General features: G+C 61.5%; 21 protein-coding genes and 1 pseudogene. 15 read left to right on the top strand and 7 right to left on the bottom strand.

Annotated features, from left to right (window positions below):
- The first annotated feature begins 234 nt into the window (after nucleotides 1–234).
- From ACWTU7_RS06975 to ACWTU7_RS06905, 15 genes and pseudogenes are all read left to right on the top strand, one after another.
- Nucleotides 235–1,338 (top strand): NADH:flavin oxidoreductase/NADH oxidase, encoded by a 1,104-nt coding sequence (locus ACWTU7_RS06975; protein ID WP_455838246.1) that lies wholly within the window; start codon nucleotides 235–237, stop codon nucleotides 1,336–1,338.
- Between the two features lie 143 nt (nucleotides 1,339–1,481).
- Nucleotides 1,482–1,790, top strand: coding sequence for a DUF982 domain-containing protein (locus ACWTU7_RS06970; protein WP_455838308.1), 309 nt, complete (start codon nucleotides 1,482–1,484; stop codon nucleotides 1,788–1,790).
- Between the two features lie 31 nt (nucleotides 1,791–1,821).
- Nucleotides 1,822–2,061, top strand: coding sequence for a DUF2188 domain-containing protein (locus tag ACWTU7_RS06965; RefSeq protein ID WP_065008174.1), 240 nt, complete (start codon nucleotides 1,822–1,824; stop codon nucleotides 2,059–2,061).
- Nucleotides 2,062–2,353: 292 nt separating this feature from the next.
- Nucleotides 2,354–3,442 carry an ABC transporter ATP-binding protein gene (locus ACWTU7_RS06960; protein ID WP_455838245.1) on the top strand — a complete coding sequence of 363 codons (1,089 nt, stop codon included), beginning with the start codon at nucleotides 2,354–2,356 and terminating at the stop codon, nucleotides 3,440–3,442.
- 36 nt (nucleotides 3,443–3,478) lie between these two features.
- Nucleotides 3,479–4,804, top strand: a complete 1,326-nt coding sequence (locus tag ACWTU7_RS06955; RefSeq protein WP_455838244.1) for an ABC transporter substrate-binding protein — start codon at nucleotides 3,479–3,481, stop codon at nucleotides 4,802–4,804.
- A 206-nt stretch (nucleotides 4,805–5,010) separates the two neighbouring features.
- Nucleotides 5,011–5,862 carry a carbohydrate ABC transporter permease gene (locus tag ACWTU7_RS06950; RefSeq protein WP_370463494.1) on the top strand — a complete coding sequence of 284 codons (852 nt, stop codon included), beginning with the start codon at nucleotides 5,011–5,013 and terminating at the stop codon, nucleotides 5,860–5,862.
- A gap of 1 nt (nucleotide 5,863) precedes the next feature.
- Nucleotides 5,864–6,757, top strand: a complete 894-nt coding sequence (locus ACWTU7_RS06945) for a carbohydrate ABC transporter permease (RefSeq protein ID WP_029353730.1) — start codon at nucleotides 5,864–5,866, stop codon at nucleotides 6,755–6,757.
- A 328-nt stretch (nucleotides 6,758–7,085) separates the two neighbouring features.
- Complete coding sequence (locus ACWTU7_RS06940) at nucleotides 7,086–7,829, top strand: competence/damage-inducible protein A (RefSeq protein ID WP_455838243.1); 744 nt, start codon at nucleotides 7,086–7,088, stop codon at nucleotides 7,827–7,829.
- 77 nt (nucleotides 7,830–7,906) lie between these two features.
- On the top strand, nucleotides 7,907–8,740 hold the full coding sequence (locus ACWTU7_RS06935) for a universal stress protein (RefSeq protein WP_287149486.1): 834 nt from the start codon (nucleotides 7,907–7,909) through the stop codon (nucleotides 8,738–8,740).
- Nucleotides 8,741–8,886: 146 nt separating this feature from the next.
- Entirely contained in the window at nucleotides 8,887–9,387 is a 501-nt protein-coding gene (gene gpt / locus ACWTU7_RS06930) for a xanthine phosphoribosyltransferase (protein WP_029353723.1), read from the top strand.
- A 218-nt stretch (nucleotides 9,388–9,605) separates the two neighbouring features.
- The gene (locus ACWTU7_RS06925) at nucleotides 9,606–10,094 is read left to right on the top strand and encodes an NUDIX hydrolase (RefSeq protein WP_455838242.1); all 489 of its coding nucleotides are present in this window, start codon (nucleotides 9,606–9,608) and stop codon (nucleotides 10,092–10,094) included.
- Nucleotides 10,095–10,806: 712 nt separating this feature from the next.
- Complete coding sequence (locus ACWTU7_RS06920) at nucleotides 10,807–14,592, top strand: vitamin B12-dependent ribonucleotide reductase (RefSeq protein WP_455838241.1); 3,786 nt, start codon at nucleotides 10,807–10,809, stop codon at nucleotides 14,590–14,592.
- 226 nt (nucleotides 14,593–14,818) lie between these two features.
- A complete protein-coding gene (locus ACWTU7_RS06915) occupies nucleotides 14,819–15,532 on the top strand; it encodes a HipA family kinase (protein ID WP_455838240.1) in 714 nt (237 codons plus the stop codon).
- Entirely contained in the window at nucleotides 15,492–16,403 is a 912-nt protein-coding gene (locus ACWTU7_RS06910; RefSeq protein WP_455838239.1) for a DUF3037 domain-containing protein, read from the top strand. The genes ACWTU7_RS06915 and ACWTU7_RS06910 overlap by 41 nt, the downstream gene beginning before the upstream one ends.
- 118 nt (nucleotides 16,404–16,521) lie before the next feature.
- A pseudogene (locus ACWTU7_RS06905) lies at nucleotides 16,522–16,719 on the top strand (type II toxin-antitoxin system HicB family antitoxin); the annotation flags it as partial.
- A gap of 64 nt (nucleotides 16,720–16,783) precedes the next feature.
- Here the strand turns inward: ACWTU7_RS06905 and ACWTU7_RS06900 are convergent.
- The 7 genes from ACWTU7_RS06900 to ACWTU7_RS06870 all read right to left on the bottom strand — a co-directional run bounded on the left by ACWTU7_RS06900 (nucleotide 16,784) and on the right by ACWTU7_RS06870 (nucleotide 23,200).
- Nucleotides 16,784–18,982, bottom strand: a complete 2,199-nt coding sequence (locus tag ACWTU7_RS06900; protein ID WP_455838238.1) for an esterase-like activity of phytase family protein — start codon at nucleotides 18,980–18,982, stop codon at nucleotides 16,784–16,786.
- Nucleotides 18,983–19,126: 144 nt separating this feature from the next.
- Nucleotides 19,127–20,143 (bottom strand): glycoside hydrolase family 25 protein, encoded by a 1,017-nt coding sequence (locus ACWTU7_RS06895; RefSeq protein ID WP_455838237.1) that lies wholly within the window; start codon nucleotides 20,141–20,143, stop codon nucleotides 19,127–19,129.
- A gap of 229 nt (nucleotides 20,144–20,372) precedes the next feature.
- The gene (locus tag ACWTU7_RS06890) at nucleotides 20,373–20,597 is read right to left on the bottom strand and encodes a hypothetical protein (RefSeq protein WP_029353718.1); all 225 of its coding nucleotides are present in this window, start codon (nucleotides 20,595–20,597) and stop codon (nucleotides 20,373–20,375) included.
- A gap of 133 nt (nucleotides 20,598–20,730) precedes the next feature.
- Complete coding sequence (locus ACWTU7_RS06885; protein ID WP_095521620.1) at nucleotides 20,731–21,129, bottom strand: GFA family protein; 399 nt, start codon at nucleotides 21,127–21,129, stop codon at nucleotides 20,731–20,733.
- A 220-nt stretch (nucleotides 21,130–21,349) separates the two neighbouring features.
- Nucleotides 21,350–22,306 carry an alpha/beta fold hydrolase gene (locus ACWTU7_RS06880; protein WP_455838236.1) on the bottom strand — a complete coding sequence of 319 codons (957 nt, stop codon included), beginning with the start codon at nucleotides 22,304–22,306 and terminating at the stop codon, nucleotides 21,350–21,352.
- 26 nt (nucleotides 22,307–22,332) lie between these two features.
- A complete protein-coding gene (locus ACWTU7_RS06875; protein ID WP_287159699.1) occupies nucleotides 22,333–22,818 on the bottom strand; it encodes an SRPBCC family protein in 486 nt (161 codons plus the stop codon).
- A gap of 133 nt (nucleotides 22,819–22,951) precedes the next feature.
- Nucleotides 22,952–23,200: a ParB N-terminal domain-containing protein gene (locus ACWTU7_RS06870; protein WP_065008163.1), complete on the bottom strand. Its 249-nt coding sequence runs from the start codon at nucleotides 23,198–23,200 to the stop codon at nucleotides 22,952–22,954.
- Nucleotides 23,201–23,333: the final 133 nt, after the last annotated feature.

The raw sequence follows: 23,333 nt of genomic DNA, 5'->3' as shown, positions 1-23,333 counted from the left end.
AGGACTACAGCGCCGCGCGTCCTCTTGGACGCGCAAAGGACGCTGTAGCACTTTTGATCTGCGCATGATCCATTCCGAAATCGGAATCGATTTTCGGGGTCATGCGCTAGCTGCGAACCGGCCCGTGCGCAATCCCAACAGCAATTGGTCCAGGGGCGCGCTTCACCGCCTCGTGTATGGCGCAGGCGCAATCCATTGCCTAAATAGCGACAGCCCCCTCCCCGGAGTTTTCTTATGACCACATCCCTTTTCCAGCCGATCACGCTTGACGGCCTCACCTTTCCCAACCGCATCGCGGTCGCGCCGATGTGCCAGTATTCCGCCGATGACGGTTCCGCCAGCGACTGGCACCTGTATCACTGGATGAACCTGGCGATGTCCGGCGCCGGCATGGTCACCGTCGAGATGACCGACGTCGAGCGGCGCGGCCGCATCTCGCATGGCTGCCTCGGCCTTTATTCGAACGATAATGAGGCAGCCGCCCGGCGTGCGCTGGATGCCGCCAGGCGCGTCGCCGCCCCCGGCACCAAGTTCGGCACGCAGCTTGCCCATGCCGGCCGCAAAGCATCTAACCGGAAGCCTTGGGAAGGCGGCGGGCCGCTCGGTCCCGATCAGGATCCCTGGCCGATCGTGTCCGCCTCGGCAATCGCCTACGACACGGGCTGGCAGGTGCCGCGGGCGCTGGAGGATGAGGAGATACTGCACATCATCGAACGCTTCGCCGAGGCGGCAAGGCGGGCCGAGCGGGCCGGCTTCGATTTCATCGAATTGCATGCGGCACACGGCTATCTGATCTTCCAGTTCCTGTCGCCGCTTTCCAACCAGCGCACCGACCGCTGGGGCGGCTCGCTGGAAAACCGCATGCGTTTTGTCGTCGAGATCGCCAAGGCGGTGAGGAAGGCAGTGCCCAAGCTGATGCTCGGGGCGCGTCTGTCGGTCAAGGAATGGGTCGATGGCGGCTTCGATGTCGAGGACGCGACCGAAGTGGCCAAGGCGCTGAAGGCAGCGGGCGTCGCCTATCTCTGCTGCTCGAGCGGCGGCAATTCGCCGTTGCAGAAGCTACCGACGGGTCGGGGCTACCAGGTGCATCTGGCGGAAGCCGTGCGCAAGGGCGCCGACATCCCGACGCGGGCCGTCGGCCTGATCGACGATCCGAAGCAGGCCGAGGCGATCGTCGCCCAGGGCCGTGCCGACATGGTGGCTTTGGCCCGCGCCTTTCTCGCCGATCCGCGCTGGGCGTGGCGCGCCGCGGCCACATTCGGCGAGACGATCCACCCGGCGCCGCAGCTTGCCCGCTCGGTGACGACGATGCAGCACTGGATGAAGGCGGCGGGCTGAACGGTCATTTCCAATGGCTGCGGCCCCAATGACCGCGACGCCAATGATTGCGACCCCAATGATTGCGACCCCAATGATTGCGACCCTTGAGACCTTTACGCGGAGGGACGTGCAACCAAATCGGCCGCTCCGCGTTGGCGGCGATGATGGATAACAAGCCTTTTGAAAAGCCGGTGGTGGTCGAACTTGGCCATGTCGGCAAATACCGTGAGATCCGCAGCACCCAGGAAGCGGCGGAGTGCCTGATGACGGTCTGGCCGCTCAATCGTGGTCCCCGGCATCGCGATGCTCTCGACACTTGCCTAAAAGTGCTGGAGGGTTATCGTTCGACGGCGGATGCGCGCCGCGCATTGGTCGAAGCCGCGAAGGAATCGGACGTGCTGGTTCCCGAGGAGAGATTGTCCGACGGCAGGCTGCCCGAAGGCAAACTGCCCCAAGGCAAACTGCATTGATCAGACGGAGCTTTTCCCACTGGAGGATTTCATGGCGAAGCTGACCTACAAGATCGTCGAGCATGACGGGGGCTGGGCCTACAAGGTCGGCTCGACATTCTCGGAAACGTTCCCTACCCACGAGGACGCGCTCCGCGCGGCTGAGATCGCTTCGGCCGAACAGCAGGTCGCCGGCACCACGGACGGCATCCAGTACGAGGACGCCGACGGCAAATGGCACGACGAGCTCGCCGACGGCCGGGACCGGCCGCAAACCGAAGTTTCCGATTAGGCTGGTGTCGTATACTGATGACTTCTCGCACCTCCGTTTTCAAGGGCTGGGGCTGGGCGAGTCATTTTCCTGCTAGGATCCCAGACGTGGCGAATTTCAATCCCACCGGGAACAAACACGATCAGGAGCAACGAAGAAGAGTGCTTGCCACGCAGCCGCTTTACAGGGCAGTCTGGTAGCGCTACCGTTTCATCATCGCGCGTGACCAGGGAGGAACTTTGGGAGCTGCCGCGGCCAGTTAGGAAAGCGGTTTCCTTCGAAGACGTCGCAGGAAGCATTCGGGAGGAAATCGATGGCGTCTGTCGCGATTGGCGATGTCTACAAATCATTCGGAACCGTCGAGATTCTCCACGGTGTCAGCGTCGATATAAACGATGGCGAGTTCGTCACGCTGGTCGGGCCGTCGGGCTGCGGAAAATCGACCCTTCTCAGGATGATCGCTGGCCTGGAAAAGATTTCGCGCGGCCAGATCGCGATTGGCGACCGTGTCGTCAACAACGTTGCGCCAAAAGAACGCGACGTCGCCATGGTCTTCCAGAACTACGCGCTCTACCCGCACATGACCGTCGCCGAGAACATGGCGTTCTCGCTCATGCTCAAGGGTGTTTCGAAAGCCGAAAGCGCTGCCAGCGTTAAGCGCGCCGCCGAAATCCTGGGGCTGGTGCCATTGCTGGAGCGCTATCCCCGGCAGCTTTCCGGCGGCCAGCGCCAGCGCGTCGCCATGGGCCGGGCGATCGTGCGCGATCCGGCGGTCTTCCTGTTCGACGAGCCGCTGTCCAACCTTGACGCCAAACTCAGGGTGCAGATGCGCGCCGAGATCAAGGAACTGCATCAGCGCCTGAAGACCACGACGGTCTATGTCACCCATGACCAGATCGAGGCCATGACCATGGCCGACAAGATCGTGGTCATGCATGACGGCCTCGTCGAGCAGATCGGGCCGCCATTGGAACTCTACGACCGGCCGAACAATCTCTTCGTCGCCAGCTTCATCGGCTCGCCCGCCATGAACATGCTGAGGGGCGAAATCGCAACTGATGGCGGCTCATCGTCTTTTCGCGGCTCCGGGGGGATTTCCCTGCCGCTGGCCGCAGTACCTTCGATCGGCAGCGGCGAACAGGTGGTGCTGGGGATACGACCCGAGCATCTGCGGCTGTCCGACGAAGATGGCATTCCGGTCACCGTCGTGGTGGTCGAGCCGACCGGGTCGGAAGTGCAGCTCATCGGCCGGACGGCCGGCGGCGAAGAGATCGTCGCCAATTTCCGGGAGCGCCATTCCTTCACGCCGGGCGAGACCGTACGGCTGACGGCCGAGCCCGGCCTCATCCATCTCTTTCATGGCGAAACCGGGCAGCGCTTCGAAATGCGGACCCGGCAGTAAGAAGCACCGCGAGGAAATAAACAGGAGGAGACGAGCATGAAATTCACCAGACGTGACGTGATCCGCACCACCGCCGGCGTGGCGGCGGGAGCCTTGGGAAGCCGGTTCGTCGGCTCTCCCGCCTTTGCCCAGGAGGGGTTGACATACAAGCCCGAGGACGGCGCGAAGCTGCGGATGCTGCGTTGGTCGCCCTTCGTGCAGGGCGATGAGGATCAATGGCTGGCCAACACCAAGCGGTTCACCGAGGCGACAGGCGTCGAGGTCCGCGTCGACAAGGAAAGCTGGGAGGACATTCGCCCCAAGGCGGCGGTTGCCGCCAATGTCGGCTCCGGTCCAGATCTGATGTTGGTCTGGTTCGACGACCCGCACCAGTACCCTGACAAGTTGCACGACGTGACGGAACTGGGTGAGTATCTCGGCACGAAATACGGCGGCTGGTACGACGGGCCAAAGCAATATGCGACGCGGGAGGGGAAATTCCTCGGCCTGCCTCTGGCCACCATCGGCAATGCCATCGTCTATCGGGAAAGCTGGGTAAAGGAGGCTGGCTTCTCGGAATTTCCGAAGGACACGGCGGGCTTCCTCGAGCTTTGCAAGGCGTTGCAGGCGAAGGGGCATCCGGCCGGCTTCACGCACGGCCATGGCGTCGGCGACGGCAACAACTATGCTCACTGGCTGCTTTGGAGCCATGGCGGCCAGATGGTCGACGAGAGCGGAAAGGTGACCATCAACAGCCCGGAGACGCTCAAGGCGATCGAATACGCGCAGGAACTCTACAAGACCTTCATCCCCGGCACCGAAAGCTGGCTCGACGTGAACAACAACCGCGCCTTCCTGGCCGGCGAACTGGGCGTCATCGCCAACGGCATTTCCGTGTATAACACGGCAAAAACCAACAAGGACAATGATCCGAAACTGGCTGAAATCGCCAAGGACATGCGCACGACCAGCCTGCCGATCGGTCCCGTCGGGAAATCGGTCGAGCTGTTCCAGGTGACCACGGCCGTGATCTTCGACTACACGCCCTACCCCAACGCAGCCAAGGCCTATCTGCAGTTCATGTTCGAGGAACAGCAAATGGCGGAGTGGATTACCTCCTCGGCCGCCTACTGCTGCCAGACACTCAAAGCCTTCGACAACAATCCGGTATGGACGGCCGACCCGAACAATGCCGCTTACGCCAAGGCCTCGGCGACGCTGCGTCCCAACGGCTATGCCGGGCCGCTCGGCTACGCCTCGGCGGCGACCATGGCCGATTATGTCCTGGTCGACATGTTCGCCAAGGCCGTGACGGGCCAGGCCACGCCGCAGGAGGCGATGGAAGAGGCGGAGAAACGCGCCAACCGGTACTATCGCGTTTGATCACAGCCGAGCCGGGCAGCCGCGACCGCGCTGCCCGGTCTGGTTCCTGAAATCGTGTGGCGGCCACTCAGGCCACCATGCCAGCAGACCTTATGAGGAGCCGTCCCATGGCCGTGTCGTCCGCCGCCGTTCAGCCGCGTCCGTCGATCCTGTCGCGGAGCCTGTCGCTCCTGGCCGACAGCCGGAACGCGCTTGGCTTCGGCTTCATGCTGCCGGCGGCAGCGCTGCTGCTGGTCTTCCTCACCTATCCGTTGGGGCTCGGCATCTGGCTCGGCTTCACGGATGCCCGCATCGGCCGCCCCGGTATCTTCATAGGCATCGAAAACTACCAATATCTGTCGGATGATGCCGTCTTCTGGCTCTCCGTATTCAACACCTTGCTCTACACAATAAGCGCCTCGATCCTGAAGTTCGCGCTCGGCCTCTGGCTGGCGCTTATCCTCAATCAGAACCTTCCCTTCAAATCGTTCTTCCGCGCGATCGTCCTGCTGCCGTGGGTGGTGCCGACGGTGCTGTCGGCCATCGCCTTCTGGTGGATATACGATTCGCAGTTCTCCATCCTGTCCTGGGCGCTTATGGAAATGGGCCTAATCGACCATCGCATCAATTTCCTCGGCGACCCGGAGAACGCGCGCGCTTCGGTAATCGCGGCCAATGTCTGGCGCGGCATTCCGTTCGTCGCCATCACGCTGCTGGCCGGCTTGCAGACGATTCCCCAGTCGCTTTACGAGGCCGCCACGCTCGACGGCGCCAGCCGCTGGCAATTGTTCCGTTTTGTGACGTTGCCGCTGCTGACGCCGATCATCGCCATCACCATGACGTTCTCTGTGCTGTTCACCTTCACCGATTTCCAGCTGATCTATGTGCTGACCCGCGGCGGACCGGTCAATGCCACCCATCTGATGGCGACATTGTCCTTTCAGCGCGGCATTTCGGGAGGCCAGCTTGGCGAGGGCGCCGCCATCGCTGTCGCCATGATCCCGTTCCTGCTTGCGGCGATCCTGTTCAGCTATTTCGGCTTGCAACGCCGCAAATGGCAGCAGGGCGGCGGAGACTGACATGGCCACGATCAAAAAAACGAAACGTCCGGAACTCGACGAAGGCGGCATGGGCTACCTTCAGAGCCTGCCGCGGCGCGTGGTGACGGTCTATCTGCCGTTGCTGGTGTTCGTCATCGTGCTGTTGTTCCCGTTCTACTGGATGACGATCACGGCAATTAAGCCCAATCACGAGATGACCGACTACGCCAATTTCAATCCGTTCTGGGTCGTGCATCCGACATTCGAGCACATCCGCTATCTCTTGTTCGACACGTCCTATCCGGGCTGGCTGCTCAACACGATCATCATCTCGACCGCCGCGACGTTCCTGTCGCTGCTGGCTGCGGTGTTCGCGGCCTATGCGATCGAACGGCTGAGGTTTTCGGGGGCGCGGCAGGTCGGGCTCGCGATCTTCCTCGCCTATCTCGTGCCGCCGTCGATCCTGTTCATCCCGCTGTCGGTGATGGTGTTCAACCTTGGGCTTTATGACACGCCCTTCGCGCTCATTCTTACTTACCCGACCTTCCTGGTACCCTTCTGCACGTGGCTGCTGATGGGTTACTTCCGCTCCATCCCGTTCGAACTGGAAGAATGCGCGCTCATCGACGGGGCGAGCCGGTGGCAGATCCTCACCAAGATCGTGCTGCCGCTGTCGGTGCCCGGCCTGATTTCCGCCGGCATATTCGCATTCACCCTGTCATGGAACGAATTCATCTATGCCCTGACATTCATCCAGTCGTCCGAAAACAAGACCGTGCCGGTCGGGGTGCTCACGGAGCTTGTCCGTTCCGACGTCTATGAGTGGGGAGCGCTGATGGCCGGAGCCCTGATCGGCTCCCTGCCGGTGGTCGTGCTTTATTCGTTCTTTGTCGAGCACTACGTTTCCTCGATGACCGGTGCGGTGAAGGAATAGCGCCTATGGGCGCCGCACCTTCTCCCTTCTCCCTTGTGGGAGAATGTGGCCTCGCCCACGGGTCTTGCCTCCAGCAAGCCCGAGGGCAGCTCCGCGAGATCGGATGAGAGGTGTCCAGCTTGGTACCGACGGCGTTCCGGCCAGCACCCCAACCGTCTTGGCGCTGCGCGCCAATCCACCTTCTCCCACAAGGGGAGAAGGAAGAGCCGCACCAGTGCGCGCCAATATCCTGGCGCATTGCCGCCCGCCATTCGCCGCGCTATCTCAGGCGACCCTGTCTGCCCAGGCGACTCTGTCTGCCTAAGGTGATCTTTTGCCGGAGCCTCCCATGCCTGAAATCGTCACCGCCGCCATGCTCGTCATCGGCGACGAGATTCTGTCCGGCCGCACCAAGGACAAGAATATCGGCCACCTCGCCGACATCATGACGGCGATCGGCATCGACCTGAAGGAGGTGCGCATCGTTCCCGACGAGGAAGACGAGATCGTCGCCGCAGTGAATGCCGTGCGTACCCGCTACACCTATGTCTTCACGACCGGCGGCATCGGCCCCACGCATGACGACATTACCGCGGACGCGATCGCCAAGGCCTTCGGCGTGCCCTGCGAATACGACGCCAAGGCCTATGCGATGCTGGAAGCGAGCTACGCCGCGCGCGGCATCGAATACACCGAGGCGCGCAAGCGCATGGCGCGGATGCCGCGTGGTGCCGACCATATCGACAATCCAGTGTCCATCGCGCCCGGCTTTCGCATCAGCAACGTCCATGTCATGGCCGGCGTGCCGTCGATTTTCCAGGCGATGCTCGACAATGTGGTGCCGACGCTAAAGGCCGGCACCAGAATGCTGTCGGCCACGGTGCACTGTCCGTTCGGCGAAGGCCTGGTCGGCGGACCGCTCGGCGACATCCAGAAGGCGCATCCGGATACGATCATCGGGTCCTACCCGAAATATGGCGACGGCAAGTTCTGGACCGAGCTGGTCGTCCGTGCCCGCAGCCAGGAAGCGCTGGACGCCGCCCACGCCGATGTCAAGGCGATGGTCGCAGGCCTCGCCAGCGCGGCCACCTGATCCAGGCCGGAACCAAGCATGGTGCTGTAACGTTTCATGCGGGCGAGTTTCGATCGCCGTAAATTGAGGGGGTCATCATGCGATTCAAAACCATCGTCGCCATACTGCAGAACGAACAGGACGCGGAGCGCGTGCTCGAATGCGCCATTCCGCTTGCCGACAGGTTCCAGAGCCATCTCATCGGCATTCATGCCGAAGCGCTTCCCGTCCCCTACACCTCGGCCACCGGCTTTCCCGACACCGAGTTCCTGCAGGTTTCGGCCGACATGAACAAGGAGCGTGCTGAAAAATTGCGGGCGGTTTTCCTCCGGCATCTCGAGGATTCCGACCTGTCGTTCGAGTGGCGTAGCCTCGAGAGCTTTTCCGGAGACAGCGCGCTGACCGGTATCCCAACCGTTCGCACCGCAGACCTCATCATCGCCGCGCAGCGGGAGTCGGGCGGCGATCCGAGCGCCGATGTCGACACGCTGGTCTACGACGCCGGCCGGCCGGTGCTGGTCGTGCCGCATTCGGGCCCGCTCGTGACCAGCTTCAAGCATGTGCTGCTCGCCTGGAACGGCAGCAAGGAAGCCGCGCGCGCCGCCTTCGACGCCCTGCCCTTCATCATCGAGGCCGAGAAGACCGATATCGTCGTCATCGACCCGCCGGATACGCTCGACGAGGCTCCGGAGGCGGCCGGCGCCGAAATCGCCGCCGCCCTGTCCAGGCATGGCGCCACCGTCAGCGTCTCGGTGCTGCAATCGGGCGGCCACTCGGTCGACGACGTGATCCAGACCAGGGTTGCCGAAACCGGCGCCGACCTGCTCGTGCTCGGCGCCTACAGCCATTCCTGGCTGCGCCAGCTTCTGTTCGGCGGGGTCACGCGCACGGTGCTGCGCACGTTGCCGGTGGCAGCTTTCCTGTCACGGTAAATCCACAAGGGTAACTCCACAGGGGCGAGTCCACAGGGATCGCCTGCCGCCACCCTTGCCAAGGCCAAGGCTTTCCAGTTAATTCCGCGCGCATTCCTTCAAGTGTTTGCGCGCGGTTTTTCGCGCGCTGCGGAGTGCATGCAAAAATGTCCCTTCCCGAAAAGGCCTTTCCCGTCTCCTGGGATCAGTTCCACCGCGACGCGCGTGCGCTTGCCTGGCGGCTTGCTGGCGCCAACAAAGGCCAGTGGAAGGCGATCGTCTGCATCACGCGCGGCGGCTTGGTTCCGGCCGCCATCATCTCGCGTGAACTCGGCATCCGGGTCATCGAGACGGTTTGCGTCGCCTCCTATCACGACTACGCCAGCCAGGGGCAGCTGCAGGTGCTGAAGGAGGTCACGCCGGCACTGCTCGCCGATGACGGCGCCGGCGTGCTGATCATCGACGACCTCACCGATACCGGCAAGACCGCGGGCATCGTGCGCGCCATGATGCCCAAGGCGCATTTCGCCACCGTCTACGCCAAGCCGAAAGGGAGGCCGCTGGTCGACACCTTCGTCACCGAGGTCAGCCAGGACACCTGGATCTATTTTCCGTGGGACATGGGCTTCACCTACCAGAAGCCGATCGCCGACGATCACGTCGGCTGATTCGCGGCAACTGCTTTTTCTCCCGGAACATGCCGGCGAGCATTGCTTGCCGGCGAGCACTTCTTGAAAGAGTGCCGCGGCGCACGATATTTCCTGAATGGACGCCTGTTGGTGTGGTTTAACCAGCCCGTATGAGGTTTTTTACTTTTATTGCTCATGATTAGCCGTAAGACTCGCGAAACGGCAGATGATTCTGGAGGCTGGGGCAAGCTTCTCCGATGTTGACGAGGCCAGCAACGCACAACCATTTGGCCGAAAGGGTTCAGCGGCTCTTCGGCACAGCGCCGTGCCGCCTGCAGGTTGCAGCATTGCCCTGGCGCGATACCGGGCATGGCGTCGAGATCATGCTGATCACCAGCCGCGATACCGGTCGCTGGGTGCTTCCCAAGGGCTGGCCTGAGGCCAAGGAACTGCTTTGCGAAGCGGCGGCGCGCGAGGCCGGCGAGGAAGCCGGACTGCGCGGCACGATCTCCCACCATGAAGCCGGCCGCTACTTCTATGCCAAGGCATTGGCTTCCGGCGAGGAAGTGCCTTGCGAAGTTCTGGTATTTCCGCTGCAGGTCGACAAGATCGCCGACCGGTGGAAGGAAAAGCGGTCGCGCATCCGCAAATGGGTCAGCCCCGCCGAGGCCGTGCGCATGGTCAACGAGCCGGACCTTGGTCAGATCATCGCCTATTTCTGCGCTGACCCGCAACAGTTCTCCTGAGCAAGACTAGGCGCACCGGCCAAAGCTGCGCACCTGCCGCATCACCGGCGATGCTCTTTGGCGAAGAGAATCGATTTGACTACCACAGCTTTGGCGGGCGTTGTCATCACGGTCGATGGCTTGGGCGTGGGTCAAAATCGAAATCCTCCGCGCCACTTCTATCCCCGTTATCCACATATGTGACACACAAGATGTTGGGGTCACAAAAGCTACGCAAACGAATCCTTGACGGCGCAAAACGAGTCGCCTTTTATGGGCCATGCGCTCCTGTTGAGAGTGCGACCGGAAAGTTCTGAGCCCGGTCTTTTTCCCGGACTATGTGCGTTTTGGCCGCATTTCCGCCTGTCTATAAGGCCGGCGGATGCGTTGGGGTTTTGGGGTTTTTGGGGACGAAAGGGAAAAATGTCGGACTAGAATAAATTGTCTGTTAACACTATATTTAGTGTTTGCAGGTAGGTTCGACGCTAGATAGTGTGAAGGTCCCCTCGATTGAGGGAGTCGCAAAAAAGTTTCAGTTTTGAGGGACCCGCAGGGTTCGTCGGCGCGTTGGACGACTACTTCGCAAGGAGTTCGGCCAGCAGGGCGGGCGGAGCCTGTGAAAGGGAGCCGGCCGTTTTCTAACGCTGGCAAACGGCGGACATGCGCGTTTCGCCAAGGGGGCAGAAATCCCCTGGGAAAAGCGCTATATATAGACAAGCAAGGGATAGGACCAATGCGCATCGAGCGTCGTTTCACCAAGCAAGGGCAGTCGGCTTATGCGGAGATCGAATTCCGCAAGGCGCTTTCGGAGATCAAGAATCCGGATGGCTCGGTGGTGTTCCGCTTGGACAATATCGATGTGCCGGCGCAGTTCAGCCAGGTTGCCGCCGACATCCTGGCGCAGAAGTATTTCCGCAAGGCCGGCGTGCCGGCTCGGCTGAAGAAGGTCGAGGAGAATGACGTCCCTTCCTTCCTGTGGCGCTCCGTCGCCGACGAGGCCGAACTGGCAAAGCTGCCCGAGTCCGAGCGTTACGGCTCCGAGATCGACGCCCGCCAGGTCTTCGACCGCCTCGCCGGTACCTGGACCTATTGGGGCTGGAAGGGCGGCTATTTCAAGTCGGAGGAAGATGCGCGCGCCTTCCGCGACGAGCTCGCCTATATGCTGGCCACCCAGCGCGTCGCGCCGAACTCGCCGCAATGGTTCAACACCGGCCTGCACTGGGCCTACGGCATCGACGGCCCGAGCCAAGGCCACTTCTATGTCGACCCGTTCACCGGCAAGCTGACCAAGTCGAAATCTTCCTACGAGCATCCGCAGCCGCATGCCTGCTTCATCCAGGGCGTGCAGGACGATCTCGTCAACGAAGGCGGCATCATGGACCTGTGGGTGCGTGAAGCGCGCCTGTTCAAATACGGCTCCGGCACCGGCTCCAACTTCTCGTTCCTGCGCGGCGAAGGCGAAAAGCTGTCCGGCGGCGGCCGTTCGTCCGGCCTGATGAGCTTCCTGAAGATCGGCGACCGCGCGGCGGGCGCCATCAAGTCGGGCGGCACGACGCGCCGCGCCGCAAAGATGGTCATCGTCGACGCAGACCATCCCGATATCGAGGAGTTCATCGACTGGAAGGTCAATGAGGAGCAGAAGGTCGCCTCGCTGGTCACCGGCTCGAAGATCGTGAAGAAGCACCTCGAAGCGATCATGAAGGCCTGCATCAACTGCGAAGGCCAGGACGACGATTGCTTCGACCCGGCGATCAACACAGCGCTGAAGCGCGAGATCAAGGCGGCCAAGAAGGACGGGGTGCCGGAGAACTACATCTACCGCGTCATCCAGTTCGCCAAGCAGGGCTACACTTCGATGTCGTTCAAGACCTACGACACCGACTGGGATTCGGATGCCTACCTCACCGTTTCTGGCCAGAACTCCAACAATTCGGTCTCGCTGAAAGACGATTTCCTGCGCGCCGTAGAGCAGGACGGCGACTGGCACCTCACCGCGCGCAAGGACGGCAAGGTGCTGAAGACGCTGAAGGCCAGGGATCTGTGGGAAAAGATCGGCTATGCCGCCTGGGCGTCAGCCGATCCGGGCCTGCACTTCAATACGACGATGAACGACTGGCACACCTGCGCCGCGGCCGGTGCGATCCGGGCGTCCAACCCGTGCTCGGAATACATGTTCCTCGACGACACGGCCTGCAACCTGGCCTCGATCAACCTGCTGCCCTACCGCAAAGCCGACGGCACCATCGACATATCAGCCTACGAGCACACGGTTCGGCTGTGGACCATGGTGCTGGAAATTTCCGTCATGATGGCGCAGTTCCCGTCGAAGGAGATCGCCAAGCTCTCCTACGAATACCGCACGCTCGGCCTCGGCTACGCCAATATCGGCGGCCTGCTGATGACCTCAGGCATTCCCTATGATTCCGACGAGGGCCGCGCCATCTGCGCAGCACTCACCGCTGTTATGACCGGCACGGCCTATGCCACCTCGGCCGAAATGGCCGCCGAGCTCGGCGCCTTCCCCGATTACGACCGCAATGCGCAGAACATGCTGCGCGTCATGCGCAACCATCGCCGCGCTGCCTATGGCGACAAAGACGGCTACGAGAAACTCGCCGTCAACCCGGTGCCGCTGGTCGCCTCCGACCTGAAGCAGCCTGAGCTTGCCGCCCATGCCAAGGCTGCCTGGGACCGCGCCATCGAGCTCGGCGAGGAGCATGGCTACCGCAATGCGCAGGCGACCGTAATCGCGCCGACCGGCACGATCGGCCTGGTGATGGATTGCGACACCACCGGCATCGAGCCCGACTTCGCGCTGGTCAAGTTCAAGAAGCTGGCCGGCGGCGGCTATTTCAAGATCATCAACCGCGCCGTTCCGGAAGCACTGCGTACGCTGGGCTATTCGGAAAGCCAGATCGCCGAGATCGAGGCCTATGCGGTCGGCCACGGCAATCTGAACCAGGCGCCAGCCGTCAACCCCGGCTCGCTCAAGGCCAAGGGTTTTACGGACGACAAGATCGCGGCACTCAATGCGGCATTGAAGTCGGCGTTCGACATCAAGTTCGTCTTCAACCAGTGGACGCTGGGTGCGGACTGGGTGAAGGAGACCTTTGGCTTCACCGACGAGCAGCTCAACGATTTCTCGTTCGAGATGCTGCCTGCCCTTGGCTTCTCGAAGAAGGACATCGAGGCCGCCAACATCCACGTCTGCGGTGCGATGACGCTGGAAGGCGCGCCGTTCCTCAAGGCCGAACACCTGCCCGTGTTCGACTGCGCCAGCCCGTGCGGCAAGATCGGCAAGCGTTCGCTGTCGATCAACAGTCACATCCAGATGATGGCGGCGGCCCAGCCCTTCATCTCCGGCGCCATTTCCAAGACCATCAACATGCCGAACGACGCGACGGTGGAAGACGCCAAGGGCGCCTACATGCTGTCGTGGAAGCTGGCGCTGAAGGCCAACGCGCTCTACCGCGACGGCTCGAAGCTCTCCCAGCCGCTCAATTCCTCGCTGCTTGCCGACGTCGAAGACGACGAGGACGAGGCGATCGAGCAGCTGATCGCGGCACCCGCCTCGCAGCGCGCCGTGCAGGTGACCGAAAAGATCGTTGAGCGCGTCGTCGAACGCCTCTACCGCGACCGCGAGAAACTGCCGAACCGCCGCAAGGGCTATACCCAAAAGGCGGTCGTTGGCGGCCACAAGGTCTATCTCAGAACTGGCGAATTCGACGACGGTCGCCTCGGCGAGATCTTCATCGACATGCACAAGGAAGGTGCTGCCTTCCGGGCGATGATGAACAACTTCGCCATCGCCATCTCGCTCGGCCTGCAATATGGCGTGCCGCTCGAGGAATATGTCGAAGCCTTCACCTTCACCAAGTTCGAACCTGCCGGCATGGTGCAGGGCAACGACGCGATCAAGAACGCGACGTCGATCCTCGACTATGTGTTCCGCGAGCTTGCCGTGTCCTATCTTGCGCGCCACGATCTCGCCCATGTCGACCAGTCGGATTTCGACAAGACAGCGCTCGGGCGCGGCATCAACGAAGGCAAGGCGACGCCGTTCTCGAAGGGGCTAACCCGCGGCGCCTCGCCGGTCAAGCTGGTGTCGGGCATGGGCGCCGAGCCTAAGGGGTTTGGGGGTTCAAGTCCCTCTCCCGCTACCGTCCCCACTCGCTCGGCGCCGACGGCGTTCTCAGGCTCCAACGTGCTGGCGCTGAAGCCGGCCAGCGACGAAGCGATCGCCTACAAGCGCGATTATGAGGAGCGGGCCAGGGAACTGGTCGAAGACATCGTCTACGAGGAAGCCGCAGACGAGGCTTCGGGGGCTTCGGCGCTGTTCACCGACGCCGCCGCGCAGGAGGCCGCCGAGGCAAAGGCGCTTGCCGCGACACGTCGCCAGCAATCGCTGATGCAAGGCTACACCGGCAACGAATGCTCGGAATGCCACAATTTTACGATGGTGCGGAACGGGACATGTGAAAAGTGCGACACCTGTGGAGCTACGAGCGGGTGTAGCTGACCGTCAGTAACTTAGACTTCTAGGAGGGGGATCTCCACCATGATGTACGTATCCAACTGGGCTAAACCTAGTGGTTTGAGCCACCGCTTCCGAGGATCAAATGTCCAGAGGCTCATCCGTTAAGCCCGCCTCCATCGCAGTTATTCGACCGGGTCTCCTGCCGCTTATGCCTACGGAGAGGCAGGTCGAATTGTTTCCGCTAAATACTCTCACCGAGATGCCAGATATGACTGGTACTACCGCCGATGCATGGGGGCGAGTAGAAGCGTCGGATTCACATGTCTATTTGGTCAAAACGGACGAGCGTGGTGGTAAGGCAATTCGAGCGTCCGAGTGGGTTGGTACGCGCTTGGCTGAAGAACTCAATATGCCCTGCCCGACGCCGAAGGTAATCCGACTGTCTGACGGGCAATTGTGTTTCGGGTCTCGAATCATTTCCGGAATTGCAGATGTAGCACGGACCTCTCAAATTCTGACCTCCGCGACGGTCGGACTTGGCGCGACACCCATTCCTGGCCTGCAGGGGCTTTTGAGCGCTCTTTATACGTTTGACATGTTTATAAACAACGTTGATCGCCATGATGAAAACTACCTTTCGGTAGAGGATCGAGGCACACGGCGCTTCTATGCAATTGATTTTGGCCGCTCACTTTTCTGGCATGATCGCCTTGACGGCTTTCCGGCACCAACGCAGCTGACGAGGATCACTTTCAAGAAGATCGTACAAAGACACGGATTCGATCTGGCCGCTGCGAACGCGATGATTGATCGGCTTGCCGGAATCGGATCAGAGAAGATATCGGCCGCCTTCTCTTCGATGCCAGATTCGTGGCTTGAGCAAGCTGCAAGACTGGAGTTTACTAATTGGTGGGAGAACGGCGAGAGGCAACGGCGCCTAGATGCGCTTCGCAAGGGCTTATCTGATGCCTCACTTATATAAGTTCGCCATTGTGCGACTTGAACCCAACGATGGTCGAGGGGAACGGTTGAACCTCGGCATCGTCGTGTTACGCAATGACAGCTTAGATGTTCGTGTGACGCGCACTTTGGATAGGGCACGCGTGTTGTCGGCTGCGCTCGACAAACAGGTGTTGCTCGATCTGTTTTCCAATTTCCGAGATATCGACGACCGTGCACGACAAGAAGGGCTACTCACCGAAGAAGATAGATTTAGCCGTCTTTCCCGGTTGGGACCACTTTCGGTCGTCAAGGCTGGGCAGTTTGTAGCCGAATCTCAACAGGCCTACGAGAACCGGATTTCGACTGTTCTTGAGCGATTAGTAGAGCCCGAGCCCGCTCCGCGAAAGGTGAGGGAAAAGCGTACGCGGCTGTACAGTCAAGTGAAGAGAGTATTGAAGGACCAGAGAATCCTTGCGCGAAAGGAAGAGGGTCTTGATTCCCATCGAATTGTCGCCGGATACGAACTCGACGAGGGCCTCGTCGCCGATCTGGTTTTACGAAACGGTGCGTTCCATGTCTTTGAGACAGTGGACGCCTCTGGTGACGAAGCATCGTTTCGAAAGGCTGTGTCAGAGATCGCTATCTCGGCACTTGTGATTGAGCGGGCGAAAATGCGGTTTGGAGAAAAATCAACGAAAGCACGCCTGATCTATTCGACCTCCGCAGTGCTAGAAAAACTTGCTCGCCCGTCGCTTGATGCAGCGGCTCATCAGGGCGTTGAGCTTATCAATTGGGCAAGTTTAAACGATAGGAATAATTTCCTTGTCACTGTGTCCCCTCTGGCCGACCCAATAGAGAATGGAAAAGGAAAGCAGTTCGCGTCTATTCTTCAGGACAAACTTTTCCACTAGCAACAGCAGACCTTAATTCACTCCGCGCCAACCAGCAGAGGCGCGCTATTGCCGCGTCACCGTGGCCGGCAAGCCGTCTGAAGAGGTTGCACCAGGGAACACTGAAAGGAGTGACGATATGCGTTACGCGGTGGTGATCGAAAAGGCCGGCAATAATTTTTCCGCTTATGTGCCGGATCTACCCGGCTGCGTCGCGACCGGCGCGACGGTGCCTGAGGTGGAAACCGAAATTCGCGACGCTATACGCTTTCATATCGAAGGCTTGCGTGCCGATGGGCTGGATGTGCCCAAAGGTGTCAGCCTGGCGGAATATGTAGGCTTAAAGCCACGCCTTCCCTTCCCCCTTGTGGGCCCACAGGGGGAGAAGGGAAGAACTGCCCTCAGTTCACAGCGCTGATGTTGCCCAAGCGGAGAAACAGCGTTTCGCCGGAAGAATCGTCGACGCCGTCATTGTCAGTGGCGACGAAGATGTCGCCGTTCTTGTCGATGGTGAAACCTTCGACCTTGTCGATGACATAGCCGTTGGTGGCCGATTTCAGGTCGCCGATGATGTCGCGCACCAGCGTCTTTTCGACCAGCGGCAGTTCGCCACCGAGCTTGGCCGGTTTGAAAGCGTCGAGCGCCACCGAATAGACGCGCTTTACCTTGGCCAGGTCGCCGATCTGGTTGTCGCGTTCGAGGATGTAGAGCTTGCCGTCATGCGCGGTGATCTCCGACAGGCCCATCCAGCCAGCGTCGGTCGCTTCGAGCGGATAGCGCACCGCCGACCATTCCTTGGCCTTCGGCTTGTAGGCCAGAAGCTTGACCTGGCCCTTCGGATCGTCGGCCCATTCGCGCTGCACCGCCATCACCAGCGTCAGGTCGTCGCCCTCGCCGATGGTGGTGATGCCTTCGAGGCCGAAGCGGGTCTGATGGGCGAGCAATTCCATCGGGAAGCCGATTTCCTGCTTGATCTCGCCCTTGTCGTTGACGTGTAGGATGGCGTGCGGGACGAGCTTTGCCGGATCGCCTTCATTGGCCAGCCAGAAGCCGCCTTCACCATCGGCGACGATGCCTTCGATGTCGAGCTTCTGTGCAGGATGGCCGCCACGCGTGACAATGGTCTTGCCGGTGATCAGCGCTGGCGTCTGCGTGGCATCGATCTCGAAGATCGAGGGCGCGTTGGCGTAGAACGAGTCCGAGGCCGCGAAGAGCTTGCCGGCAGTGTCGCCGGCCGCGAGCGCCGAAAGCGCACCCCAGCCGAGCGGCGTGCCGTCTGACGTGAGCTTTGCCGTGATCATCGGGTAAGTGGCGGGACCCTCGGAGCGCTCGTAGATCATCACGTGCGAGCGGGCGAGCCCGTCCTCGAACAGGTCGGCCTCGTTGGCGGTGACCAGGAGATTGCGCGACGGGATCGCGACCAGGCCTTCCGGACCGATGCCGGACGGCAGGATCTGGACAAACTGAGGCTCCGCACCCGTGTCCTTGTAGACGCCGAAAACGGAGCCACGCTCCGAAGCGACGAAAATCAGTCTGTCTTCGCCGAAGGCGCCGGTATCGAGACCTTCCGGCTCCACGCCCTTCTTGTCGCGGTCGTCGGGATAATGGCCGGCATTGGCGACCTCGTACTCGAAGGACGGGCCGGATTCGTAGAGAACCTCGCCCTTCTTGCTGAAGATCGTGAAGCCGCGCGAGCCGCCTTTGTAGTCGCCTTCGTTGGCGACGACGAGACGATCATTGTCGAGCCATTTCACGGCGTCGGGTTCGCGTGCGACGTTTTCGATTTTGCCGTCGAATGAAAAGGCGCCGTTCTTCTTGGTGTCGATCTTGTCCAGCGTGACGGAGCCTGCCGAGAAGTGCGTGACGATCGCGCCGGTTTCGGCGTTGATGATGGCGACGTGGTTGTTTTCCTGCAGCGTGACCGCTATTTCGCCGGCCTCGTTGAAGGCGACGAATTCCGGCTCCGGATCTTCCGCCGCAACCTCGGCAATGCCCGCCAGGTTCACGCTCTTCATCGTCGCGCAATCAGGCTGGCCTTCGGTCATCGTGAAAATCTTGAGGTCGCCCGCCGGCATCTGCGGAATTTCTCCGTCGTTCAGCTCCTCGTCGCGCTCGTTCTCGATGGCGATGGCCAGGAACTTGCCGTCCTTGCTGAACGCCAGCGAGTCCGGCTGGCCGCCGAGGTCGCAGGTGCCTTCGATCGCCTTGGAGGCAAGGTCGATGACGGTGAGGTTGCCCGAAGGCTTGGCTTTGCTCTTCGACGTGTTGACGCCGGCCAGCACCTTGCCGCTAATGACCACGACCGACGTCGGCTCGCCCTCGATCTTGACGATGCCGCCGGCCTTGGGCGCCTTGGGGTCGGTGATGTCGATGAAGCCGACGGCGCCGAGCGGGCTGTCGGAATAGACCAGCGTCATGCCGTCTTCGGTCGCCGTGATGATCTCGGACGAAGTCGGCGTGGTCTGCTCGACGTCCGCCGGGAGGTTTCCGGCGACGGCGAAGCTCGCGACCCGGTTGAACATCATGTCGGCATGGGCCGGCAGCGAAACGGAGGCAGCAAGCGCTGCCGTCAGGACGAAAAGCGCGGAATGGCGGGGCACGGTGGCGTCTCCTGTTCGAATGGAAGCCACCTGCTTTGGGGGAACGACATTTCAAAGCGATGACGGATCCATGACAGTTCTGAGACAGCGGCTTTCTGCGGCCGCGATCAGCACCCCGCAGGCGCGAGCAGCAAGAAGGAACCCCTACTCCGCCTCGGCCACCATCTGCCGCCCACCAACCCAGTTCCGCCAGGCTCTCTCGTCGCCGTGGAAGACGTTGAGGTCGATGCGGCCTCTCACGCCGTGCGACAGGCCGGAGCCGGAATACTGCCAGAACACCCATTTGCGGCCGGGATAGACCTTTGACGGGTGCTGTGCCACCGCGCGCAGCCAGAACGGATAGTCGGGGAAAGCGCCTCTGAGATTGTCGCGGTAGAAATCGGGCGCGGTGTAGATGATGGGCCGCTGGCCGTAGTGGCGCTCGAGCTTGTCCATGAACACCTGCATCTTCTCCAGCACCTTTTGCCGCGACGGCCGCCGCTTGCAGCTGGATTCGCCGTTCCACTCGACATCGATCACCGGCGGCAAGGCGCCCTCGACCCTCGGCACGTTGCGGATGAACCAGTCGGCCTGCTCGCCTGCCGTACGGCACCAGTAGAAGAAATGGTAGGCGCCGCGCTTGAGGCCGGCGGCGTCGGCGTTGCGCCAGTTCTTCATGAACATCGGATCAAGATGATCGCCGCCATCGGTCGCCTTGATGTAGGCGAAGTTCGCGCCCTGCGCGCGCAGCTTTGCCCAGTTCACGTTGCCCTGCCAGCGTGAAACGTCGACGCCGTGAACGGCGAGGTGTCTGGGCGAGGCCTTGCCGAAATTGATCGGCTTGGCGTCACGAAAACGGTAGCGCTGGACCGGCTCGGCGAGGATCGATGCTGCCCGTGCCAGCCGCTTCGGCGCAACCAGGGCAATCGGCTCGACGGGTGGTTCGATGCTGTCGGCAGGGCCTGGAGTGGCCATCGCCACAGTCTGCTCCGTCGCCTCTTCCTGCGCAAAGTCGGGTGCGGCATCGGCCGCACCGACCGACGCCACCGGCGCGGGCGGCCGCACAACGGAGCTGGTCGTCTCGCTGGACGGGACTTGCAGCGCGTCGACGCCGGACGTGGATGTGCAGCCGGCAAGGCAAAGTGACGCGATCGAGAAGATGACGACGCCTGATAACCGCATCTGGACCTGTACGCAGAACACAACAGACCGAGGGCAAGACAACGCCGCCGGACAACCGATCCAGATTACTAACGAGAAATTGCCAACAAAGTTTGAATCAAATTGTTAGGACGAGAGCTGGGCAAACAGAATACATGGCGCCCACTTTATCACCGTAGCGGTGAGAGCTTGGAAACGCCGGCAGGACGGAGACAGCGCGAAGGATCGCCGACGCCTGCAGGCCCGCTGCCTAGCCGCACAGCCATAACTTGTGGCAGCTCTCGGCTACCATGTGAGCGGGCGGTATGAAGCGGTCGGTGACGGGGCGATCGTTGACGACCGGTGCATCATCCCGGCGAACCTTTTCTTCAAGCAGCGAGCGAAGCTCGGCCGGCTGTACGCGGTCACGCTCCATCACGAGCTTGACCATCGGATCGCTCAAAAGCTCATCCAGGGTATTGATTCTGTCTTTCATCCGTCGCCTCCTCGACTGCCGACCCGCACGTAATAGATAGGCGGCAATGATGGCTCGCCAATGACGCTTTGCCGGCTATCTCGTGTCCCGGATGAAAAAATTGGGCACGCTTTGCGCTCAGTTCGCCTGTGCTTCAGTTCGGGGGTGGCGCGCCTTCATATTGCGGCAGGCCGTCGTCAAGCTGCACCCAGGGCTGCTTCGAGGCGGTCCACATATGCATCTGCGGCTTGAATACCGAAGGGGCGTCGAGCGAGCCTGAGGTCACGCCGATGATGCCGGCGGAGTCGCGCCGGGAAAACATCGTCGTGCCGCAGCCCGGGCAGAAGCCGCGCTTGAGATCGGGCGAGGAATTCACCGTCGCCACCGGCCCGTCGATGGTCACGTCGTCGATGCGGAACAGCACGCGTGCGTTGAAGGCCGCGCCCAGCGCCTTCTGGCAGAGCCGGCAATGGCAGACCCGCTCGTTGATCGGCGTGGCATCGGTGCGGTAACGCACCGCGCCGCACAGGCAGCCACCCTGATATTTCGCCATTACCTGCGCCCTCTTTCTGAAGATTGTCGGCAAGGTAGCTACCGGCACAGCAGCGTCAATTGAAAAGCCTTGATACGGCCATCTATGGCTGTGATGCGGGAGATGCCATTGGCCCCGAGGACGTGTGCCGGGATTGCCAATGCTTATCGCCGGCTTCAGAGGGATAAGCCTGTCCCAGCCATCTCGCGGGAGATGGGCCGGACAGGCCGTTGTCAGGTGGTTATTCCGCCTCGCTGATGACCTCGTCCCAGGTCTTGACCTTGGTCTCGCCATTGAGGAAGGGCAGCGTGACTGCTGTCAGTTCCGGCGCGAAGAACACGTCGTAATGGGTGCGGTTCGGCAGGATGGCCAGCCGGTTCTGCGAAAGGTTCTCGCGCATCCAGCCGGCGTCCTTCAGTCCGCCGCCGAGCATCTGATAGAATTTGATCTCATGCTCGGGCCGGTACATGTCGCTGTCGCCAAAAACCAGCATGACCGGCATCTTCAGCTTGGGTACGTCGGCGGAGTAGTCGTAGTCCTTGCGCATATGGGCGCCCAGTTGATCGAGCAGCTTCGGAAAGTCCTGCGGATGCGGCGCGACCGCCACGTAGGACTTGTACATCGGCGTGTCTTTCATCATGTCGGCCATCGCCGCGCCGACCTGCGCCTGCTGGGCGCGCATGTCGGCATAGAAGCCGTCCGCGGCATAGCCCGCCGACACCAGGACCAGCCGGCGCACTGCCTCGGGATGCTGGACGGCCATACGGAAGGCGACACCGCCGCCCAGCGAATAACCCATGACATCGACCTGCTCGTAGCCGAGCGCCTTGATGATTGCCGCCATGTCGTCACCCATCGCCTCCAGGCTCAACGGCCGGTCGCCGAGCGCGGTGCGGCCGTGGCCGTGCAGGTCGACGCCGATGACGGTGCGGTTCTCGGCAAGCCTCGGCAGGATCGGCGCGAACATGTCGGTGGTGCCGAGCCCACCATGCAGGAGAAGCAGCGGCTCGCCCTGGCCATAGACGGCGTAATAGTAATTCAGGCCGTTGATTGGCAGCAGGCCGGATTTCGCCGGCTTCGGCATTGCTTTCAGTTCGGAGGTCATGGCGGGCTTTGCCTCCTCGGCCTTGGTGGCGCCCGGCGCAGCGAAGAGTGCTGCAGCCGAGGCGAAAATGGCGAAAAACATCGCTCTGGACATGTCGGTCTCCTTCCGTCCCGCCGATATCAAAGTCGCTTGGCGACTTCTTCGAGCTGGTCGGCGCACTGGCCCCAGCCCTCGTGAAAGCCCATCTTCTCGTGCTCTTCGCGGTCAGTGACCGACCAATGCGCAACCCGGGCGATGTAGCGGGTCTTGCCCTCGCCCTCATCCTCGAAGGTCAGCACGACTGTCATGAACGGCTTTTCGGACGGCTCCCACGCCTTCGTATAGGCGTCGGTGAGAACGATCTTCTTGCCCGGCACGACTTCGAGGAAGATGCCGGGGTTCGGAAATTCATTACCATCGGGTCCCGCCATGACGACCAGGCTGGAGCCGCCGCTGCGCACATCCATTTCGGCGCGCGGCGTCGTCCACGGCTTTGGCGCGAACCATTGCGTCACGAGCTTCGGCTCGGTCCAGCAGCGATAGACGTTCTCGCGCGGCGCATCGATGATGCGGGCAAGAACCAGTTCGCGGTCGGAGCTGGGGGCGATGTCGAGCTTGGTGGTCATGATGGTCTCCTCACTTGCAAAAGAGTCGGCTTGAATGCCGGTTTCCGTCTCAAGGACGAGCGGGCAACGCGCAGCCCGACAGCGTCCCGCGAAAATTTCACCAGGCCGATTCCGGCGAACGCCGAAGGAGAGCTTAGTGGCGCTTGGCTTGCACCAGATAGGCGTCGATATCGGTCTCGCCGAGCCACTTCGCCGCTTCCAGCCGATGCAGGCCTTCGACCAGGACATGGCGCTTGCCGTCGTGGCGCACCTGGATCGGCGTCTTCATGCCGTTTTCCAGAATGTCTTCGGCCAGATGCCGGACGGTTTCGGGATGCAGTGTCTTCCTGCGCGCGGTCGGCACGTAGATGTCATCCACCTTGACCTTTTGCACTCTCAGCATGTCGGCTCCCGTGGCGAAAAAGGCCACCCTTTGTGATAGTCCGTTTGGAAGGCAAGGCCAAGGCCGGCTGTGAGCTATCGCTGGCCCGATCGTTTCCAATTGACGGCTGGCCGGCAGATGGTCGAAATGACGC

The organism is Mesorhizobium sp. BHscii (assembly GCF_053848065.1).
The sequence above is the reverse complement of the archived record's forward strand: the minus strand, read 5'-3'. Positions and strand labels throughout refer to the sequence as shown.